Origin of the sequence: Bradyrhizobium genomosp. I (2014) (genome assembly GCF_000261685.1) — a bacterium.
In the GTDB taxonomy this organism is placed as follows: Bacteria; Pseudomonadota; Alphaproteobacteria; order Rhizobiales; family Xanthobacteraceae; genus Bradyrhizobium.
Genome location: NZ_AJQE01000004.1, coordinates 21,419 through 29,185, shown reverse-complemented (window position 1 = coordinate 29,185; position 7,767 = coordinate 21,419). Strand labels below are relative to the sequence as shown.

At 67.4% G+C, this 7,767-nt stretch carries 5 protein-coding genes; all 5 read right to left on the bottom strand.

Going from position 1 to position 7,767, the window contains the following annotated elements; translation table 11 throughout:
• The coding region (locus IC50_RS00230) for a flotillin family protein (protein ID WP_035699157.1) at positions 1-2,843 on the bottom strand (2,843 nt) is incomplete at its 3' end.
• 26 nt (positions 2,844-2,869) lie between these two features.
• Complete coding sequence (locus tag IC50_RS00225; protein ID WP_035699146.1) at positions 2,870-3,703, bottom strand: phosphoenolpyruvate hydrolase family protein; 834 nt, start codon at positions 3,701-3,703, stop codon at positions 2,870-2,872.
• A 3-nt stretch (positions 3,704-3,706) separates the two neighbouring features.
• Positions 3,707-5,917 carry an ABC transporter permease gene (locus IC50_RS00220; protein WP_035699144.1) on the bottom strand — a complete coding sequence of 737 codons (2,211 nt, stop codon included), beginning with the start codon at positions 5,915-5,917 and terminating at the stop codon, positions 3,707-3,709.
• The gene (locus tag IC50_RS00215; RefSeq protein WP_035699142.1) at positions 5,910-6,692 is read right to left on the bottom strand and encodes an ABC transporter ATP-binding protein; all 783 of its coding nucleotides are present in this window, start codon (positions 6,690-6,692) and stop codon (positions 5,910-5,912) included. Before IC50_RS00215 ends, IC50_RS00220 begins: the two co-directional genes overlap by 8 nt.
• Positions 6,685-7,767: a branched-chain amino acid ABC transporter permease gene (locus tag IC50_RS00210; RefSeq protein WP_035699140.1), complete on the bottom strand. Its 1,083-nt coding sequence runs from the start codon at positions 7,765-7,767 to the stop codon at positions 6,685-6,687. Before IC50_RS00210 ends, IC50_RS00215 begins: the two co-directional genes overlap by 8 nt.

Genomic DNA, 7,767 nt, shown 5'->3' with positions numbered 1-7,767 from the left:
GAGGCCGCAGGCTTGTCGCTGCCGCCGCCGCTCTTGCGCGCGGAATCCTTGATGCCCTGCATGTCGCGGGCCTCGCGGATCAGGCCGGGCATCTTTGCGAGACTGCCGCCCTCGACGCCGATGTCGGACAGGATGGAGTCGATCAGCGGCGCCTGGACGCGGTAGCGCAGTGCCGAGTCGATCACCTCGTCAGTGGCGCTGCGGCCGCCATTGCCGCCGTGGCCGTTGCCGTTGAGGCCATCGACCTGGAGGATGCGGATTCCCTCGATCTTCTCCATCGGCTTGACGCTCTCGCGCACGATGCCCTCGATGCGGTCGAGCAGTTTTCTGCGGAACAGCGAGTAACGGGCCTGATCGGTCAGTACGTTCTCGGCTTCGTTGAGCATGCGCTGCGCCTCTGCCTCCACCGCTGCGCGCACGCGCTCGGCCTCAGCCGCGATCCGGGTTTCCTCCGCCTGTTTCTCGGCCAGCAGGACCTCGACGGTCTTGCGGCGTTTTGCAATCTCGCTCTCGCGGGCGGTGACGACGCGCTCGGCGGCTTCAGTTGCCCGCATCCGCGCCTCCTCGGCGGCGGCGCGAGCTGCGGACTCCTCCAGCGACTTCTGATGGATCGCGATGGCCTTCTCCATCAGGACCGTCTCGACGTCCTTTTCGCGATTGACCTCGAGCTTGCGCAACTCGCGCTCGCGGCCGATACGGGCCTCGTCGAGGCCGCGGTCGGAGGCGATGCGGGCACGCTCGACCTCCTCGCGGGAGGCAATCTCGGCTTCCTGCAAGGATTGCACGCGGGCGACCTCGAGCTGCTCGATCGCCCGCCGTCGCTCGATGCGAGCGGCCTCCAGCGCCTGCTCGCGCGAGACGTCGGTGGTCTCGACCTCCTTGCGGGCGACGATCTCGGCCTGCTTGACTTGCCGGTCGGCATCGATCCGTTCGGAGCGCTTGGTCGAGAGGGCAATGACCCGGTTCTCGTCGGCGATCTCGATCGCCTTCTTCTGCTCGATGTTGAGCACCTCGCGCTGCTTCGAGGAATTGATGCGTTCGGCCTCGAGCGCCAGATCGACGGTGATACGCTGGCGCTCGATCGCGTCACGCCGCTTCAGCTCGGCCGCCTCCAAGACGCCGGTCCGCTCGATCTCCAGCGCGCGGGTTTCGCGCTCGGCCTGGATGCGCTCGGCCGCGACTGCCTTCTCCTGGGCGATGCGTGCCGCCTCGATCGCCTCGCGCGAGGCGATGTCGGCTTCCTCGACGGCGCGGTTGCGGGCGATCTCCAGCGAACGCACGCGCTCCTCCTGAGCGATGCGTGTCGCCTCCGTGGTCTCGCGCGCGGCGATGCCGGCGACATCAAGCGCCTGGTTGCGCTCGATCTCGAGCTGCCGTGTGTTCTGCTCGGCGGCGATGCGCTCGGCGGCGAGCGTCCGCTCGCGGGCGATGCGGGCTGCCTCGACCGCGCGCTGCGCCTCGATCTCGGCCTCCTGGATGGTGCGGACCTGCTGGATCTCCAGCGCCCTGGTGCGCTCGTCGGAGGAGATACGCTCGACATTGACGGTCAGGGTCTGGGCGATGCGGGCCTTTTCGGTCGCCTCGCGCGCGGCGATCTCGGCCTCGTCCACGGCACGCGTGCGTTCGATCTCGCGGCGCCTCGTCTCCTCCTCGTTGGCGATCCGCGCATCGGTGACGACGCGGTCCTGCTGGATCCGGGCCTTTTCGATGGCTTCGCGGGCGGAAATTTCGGCTTCCTCGACCGTGCGCATCCGCTCGATCTCGCGCTGGCGCACCTCGCGCTCGGAGGCGATGCGGCTCGTGTCGATCGAGCGCTGATTGGCGATCCGGGTCTTCTCGATCTCCTCGCGTGCCAGCAGCTCCTTCTCCTCGATGGTGCGGGTCCGTTCGATCTCCTTCTGCCGGGTCTCGCGCTCGGAGGCGATGCGGGCTTCCGCGATCGCCTGGTCATTGGCGATGCGGGCGCGCTCGATGGCCTCGCGGGCGGAGATCTGGGCCTGCTCGGCCTCGGTCTCACGCAGCGCGCGTTCGCGGGCCACTTCCGTGCGCTGGAGCGCGCGGCGCATCTCGATGTCGCGTTCCTGCTCGAGGCGCGCGGTCTCGCTCTCCCGCTCGATCTCGAGCGCCTGTCGCTCGGCCTCCAGATTGCGCGAGCGGATCTTGATCATCGAATCCTGCTCGATGTCGTTGCGCAGCTTCCGTTTCGCCTCGATGTCCTCCATCAGGCGGGTCAGGCCTTCCGCATCGAACCGGTTCGAGGGATTGAAGAACTCGAGGTCGGTCTGGTCGAGATCGGTGATCGCGACCGATTCCAGCTCGAGGCCGTTCTGCGCGAGGGCCTCTGCTGCATTGGTCTTGACGCGCGCGACATAGTCGCCGCGCCGCTCGTGCATCTCCTCCATCGTCATCTCGGAGGCGACCGAACGGATCGCGGAAATGAATTTGCCGGCGAGCAGCGCGTGCAGCTGCTCCGGCTCCATGGTGCGGCGTCCGAGGGTGGCCGCGGCGATCGAGACGGCCTCACGGGTCGGCTGCACCCGGACGTAGAAGTCGGCCTCGATATCGACGCGCATGCGGTCGCGGGTGATCACGGCATCCTGTCGCGAGCGCACGATGCCCATCGGCAGCACGTTCATATTGACCGGCGTGTAATCGTGGATGAATGGCAGCACGAAGGCGCCGCCATTGATCACCACGCGTTCGCCGAGGAAACCGGTCCGGACGAACGAGGTCTCCTTGGAGGAGCGATGGTAGAGCCAGTTCACGATATAGACGCCCACCACGATCACGATGATCGCGACGATCAGCCAGAGGATCAATTCACCGACCAACATCCCCGACATCCTTCCCTCCCTCGAACCATCAGGCGTTACTGCGCGCCGATCGCCTTGAATTGACGTACCTGCTCCGTCAGCGCCCGCTCCACGGGCAGCCGCTCCATCGAGGACGCGCCGTAGAAGCCGTGGCAATGGCGGGTATTCTTCATGATGAAATCGGCATCGGCGGGATCCGCGATCGGGCCGCCATGCGCCAGCACCAGGATGTCCGGATTGACGCTGAGCGCCGCCGAGGCCCAGGTGTCGATACGCGCGGGGCAGTCCTTGAGCTTTGGCGCGGTCTGTGCGCCGATTGTGCCGCCGGTCGTCAGGCCCATGTGACAGACGATGATATCGGCGCCGGCGATCGCCATCGCGGCGGCCTCCTTCTCGCTGAACACATAGGGCGTCGTCAGCATGTCCTTGTCGTGCGCCCTGGCGATCATGTCGATCTCGAGGGCATAGGACATGCCGGTCTCTTCGAGATTGGCACGGAAGGTGCCGTCGATCAGGCCGACCGTCGGAAAGTTCTGGACGCCTGAGAAGCCAAGCGCCTTCAGCTGGTCGAGGAAGACATCCATGTCGCGGAACGGATCGGTGCCGTTGACGCCCGCAAGCACCGGGGTCTGGCCGACCACCGGGAGCACTTCACCGGCCATCTCCAGTACGATGGCATTGGCGTCGCCATAGGCCATCAGGCCCGCGAGCGAGCCGCGACCGGCCATGCGATAGCGGCCCGAATTGTAGATGACGATGAGATCGACGCCGCCGGCTTCCTCGCACTTGGCCGACAGACCGGTGCCGGCGCCGCCTCCGACGATCGGCTCACCGCGCCTTGCCATGTCGCGAAACTTTTTCAAGAGGGCTGCGCGTTCAAACCTGGCCATCGGTCACCTCGCTAGTCTCCGCCGCGCGCCGGTGCGGCCGAACAGGGTTCGGAACGCACTGACGATGGCGGCGGCGAAGTCGGGATCGTTGATGTTCTTGGGGACACGAATGAGTTGCCGGTTGCCGGTCTGCCGCACGTTGCGCTCCAGCGCGCGGAACAGGGCGGCATCCGCCTCCGGGTCCCAGAATGGCTGGCCTGGCGCATCGAGCGCGGAGACACCGCCCTCGGGCAGGAAGAAGCGCACCGGGCCGTCCATCTGGTTGAGCCGCTCGCCGATCCAGCGGCCCATGCGCTCGTTCTCTTCCGCCGTCGTCCGCATCAGCGTCACTTGTGGATTGTGGACATGGAACTTGCGGCCGCGGTAGCGTTCGGGAACGGTGTCGGGCGCGCCGAAATTGATCATGTCGAGGGCGCCGACCGAACCGACATAGGGCAGCCGGCTGCGGATGATCGCGCCAAAGCGATCCTCCGTCGCCGGAAACACGCCACCCATCAGCAGGTCGCAGATCTCGGTCGTGGTGAGGTCGATCACGCCGGCGATCTGCCCGGACTCGACGAGTTTTTCCATGGAGCGACCGCCGACGCCGGTGGCGTGGAAGACCAGGCATTCGAAATCATCGCGCAGCTCGGCTGCGATCTTCTGCACGGCCGGCGTCGTGACGCCGAACATGGTGATGCCGACCGCGGGCAGGCCGCTGGCCTCGTGTGCCGTGGCGGCGCGTTGATCGACACGCGCCTTGACCATGCCTGCGAGCGCATTGGCGCCGTTGGCGAGCACCGCGCGCGAGATCGAGTTCAGCCCTTGCACGTCGGTGACCGAATACATCATCGTGATGTCGGCGGGGCCGACATAGGGCCCGACGTCGCCGGAGGCGACGGAGGAGATGATCAGCTTGGGCACGCCGACGGGCAGCGTGCGCATGGCCGGTGCGACCAGCGACGCCGCACCCGAGCCGCCGGCCGAGATCACGCCGGCGACGTTGCCCTGGCGCCGCAGCCAGTTGACGAAGGCATCCGCCATCGCGGTCACGGCGGCGCCGCGGTCGGGGCCGAACACGGCCGCTCCACCGCGGTCGTGGTTCAACGCGATCTCCTGCGCGGAGACATCGCAGCTGGAATGCCGGCCGCTGGTCGAAACGTCGATCAGCCGTGTGCGAAGGCCGGTTCCTGCGATGATGTCGCGGATGAAGCGCAGCTCAGGGCCCTTGGTGTCGAGCGTGCCCACGACCAGCACGACAGGCGGCCCCGCGGTCTGCACCGCCATCGGCTCGCGCCTGCGCCGCGTCGTCTCCTCCAGCCGCGTAACCCCGGTCGAACGCGTGCGGGCCGCCGCCTCGATGCGGGCGATCGGGACCGGTTGCGACCATCGTGTCGGCGGCGTCGGGTTGGAGATGTAGATGCGGATCGGCCCGCCGGGGCGCAGCGCCGGCGCGGGCTTCGCCTCAGGGCCGGACACAGTGACGTCGACATCCGGCTCGAGCTCGGCGTGAAGCCCGACGCCGAGCAGGCGCTGCTGGAGCTCGCGGTCGGCGGCAAGTCGGCCGGAGTCGATGATACGGTTGATGCGGCCGTTGACCATGATCGCGACGTTGCGCGAAATCGCGGTGGCGACACCAATGTTCTGCTCGATCACGAGCACGGACATGTCACCGTCCTCACCGAGCCGCAGCAGCATCTCCTCCACCTGCGCCACGATGACGGGCGCAAGGCCTTCGGTTGGCTCGTCCATGATCAGCAGATGCGGATTGGTGAGCAGCGCGCGCGAGATCGCCAGCATCTGCTGCTCGCCGCCGGAGAGCTGACCGCCGCCGTGATCCCTGCGCTCGGCGAGGCGCGGGAAGGTGTCGTAGATGCGCTCGACGGTCCAGGCACCGGAGCGCATGCTGCCGGCGAGCCGCAAATGCTCGTCGACGCTGAGCGAGCGCCAGAGACGGCGGCCCTGCGGCACATAGCCGACGCCGAGCCGGGCGATCTGGGCCGGCGGTCTCCGCGTGATGTCCTCGCCGCGGACCCGGATCGAGCCGCCGCTCACCTCCACCAGGCCCATGATCGCCTTGCACAGGGTGGTCTTGCCCATGCCGTTGCGGCCGACGACGGAGAACACGCCGCTCTCCAGCGTGAGGTCGACGCCTTGCAGCGCGTGGGAGTGGCCGTAGTAGACGTCGAGGCCGCGGACCTCGAGCGCCGCGCTGGTGCGGCGAACCTCATTCATGGCCGCCTCCGAGGTAGAGCTCCTGCACCTCGGGGTCGGACTGGATCTCCTGCGGCAGGCCTTCCTTGAAAACGCGGCCGTTGTGCATCATCGTGACGCTCTCGACGACGCGCAAGGCGACGTCCATGTCGTGCTCGATGATGATGTAGCCGATATGCGCCGGCAGCGAGGTCAGGATCTCGATCAGCTCGGCCCGTTCGGTCGGCGACAGGCCTGCGGCCGGCTCGTCGAACAGGACGAAGCGTGGTGCGCCGGCGAGCGCGAGCGCGATCTCGAGCTGGCGCTGCTGGCCGTGCGCCAGTTCGGCCACGCGCTGATCCTTCACGGCGGACAGATGCACGGCCTGCACCAGATTGTCCGCCGCGTGCATCAGGGCATCGTTCTGTCCCGGGCGCAGGAACGAGAATCGCCCGCGCGAGACGCCGCGGCAGGCGAGATAGACGTTGTCCTGCACGGTGAGGCCGGGGAACAGAGCCGAGATCTGGTAGGTGCGGCGTAGTCCGCGCCGGATGCGCTCATAGGGCGGGAAGTGCGTGACGTCCTCGCCGAAGAAGCGGATGGTGCCGGAAGAGGGCGGGAAGTCGCCGGTGATGCAGTTGAACAGCGTGGTCTTGCCGGCGCCGTTCGAGCCGAGCACGGCGCGCCGCTCGCCCGGGCGCACGGTGATGGTGACGTCGGTCAGCGCCGCGAGCGCGCCGAACAGCCTTGTCACCCCGCGCAGCTCCAGCGCGGCGCCGGCGCCGACGGCCGAGAGGCGTTGCGCGACGCTATCCATGGCCGCGTCCTCCGCCCGGTCGTTTCGCAGTCGGACGCTGGCTCTGACGCCAGCGCTGCCATAGGCCGATGACACCGTCCGACGACCAGAACACGATGGCGAGGAAGCCGAGCCCGATCAGCAGCCGGAAGCGGTTGCCGTCGAGCCCGAGCCGGACCAGGAAGTCGAGCGCGAAGGTGCGGAGCAGCACGAAGATCAGCGCGCCGATGAAGGGGCCGATCGGGCGCGTGATGCCGCCGACGACCGCGATGATCAGCACATCGATGCAGGCGCCGACACTGACCGAGCCCGGCGAGATCTGGCGATAGTTCCAGACCTGGAGGACGCCGGCGAGCGCAGCCACGAAGGAGGCGAAGGCATAGGCGGCGATGCGGTGCGCATTGACGTTGAAGCCGAGCGTCGCCATGCGCCGCGGATTGTCGCGCACGCCCTGAAGCGCAAGTCCGAACGGCGCGCGCGAGAGATATTCGACGGCGAAGTAGCAGAGCGCGGCGACCGCGAGCACGACATAGTAGAAGGGAATGTCGGCGCGCCAGTTCACGCCCCAGAAATGCGGCGTGGCCACGGTGTTGATGCCGGTATGGCCGTTGAAGATCGCCCAGTTCTGGTTGGTGAAATAGTAGAAGGCAGCGCCAATCGCGAGCGTGATCATGATGGTGTAGATGCCTTCGGTGCGCACCGCGAGCGCACCCCCGAGCGTGCCGAACGCGGTGGCCAGCGCCAGCGCCATCGGCACTGCGAGCCACCACGGCCAGCCCAGGCTGATATTGGCGTTGCCGCTGATGCCGAACACGGCGACCATGTAGGCGGAGAAGCCGGCGATGGTGAGCTGCATCAGGCTGACCATGCCGCCATAGCCGGCGAGGAACATCAGGCTCAGTGCCATGATGCCGAGGATCAGCGTGGTCGCAAAAATCTCGATCAGGAAGAAACCGTTGGCGATCAGCGGCATGATCAGGAGAATGGCCGCGACGATCCAGGCGGCGGGATTGTTGACTTCCGGCCATGTCCGCATCGGGCGCTGCGCCACGGTGGCAGCGCGGATAGCAACGCGGGCATCGTGTGCGAGCGACAT

Coding starts and splice junctions, on each gene's coding strand:
- IC50_RS00225 (WP_035699146.1), bottom strand. CDS start 3,703: ATGGCCAGGTTTGAACGCGCAGCCCTCTTGAAAAAGTTTCGCGACATG.
- IC50_RS00220 (WP_035699144.1), bottom strand. CDS start 5,917: ATGAATGAGGTTCGCCGCACCAGCGCGGCGCTCGAGGTCCGCGGCCTC.
- IC50_RS00215 (WP_035699142.1), bottom strand. CDS start 6,692: ATGGATAGCGTCGCGCAACGCCTCTCGGCCGTCGGCGCCGGCGCCGCG.
- IC50_RS00210 (WP_035699140.1), bottom strand. CDS start 7,767: ATGTCGCTCGCACACGATGCCCGCGTTGCTATCCGCGCTGCCACCGTG.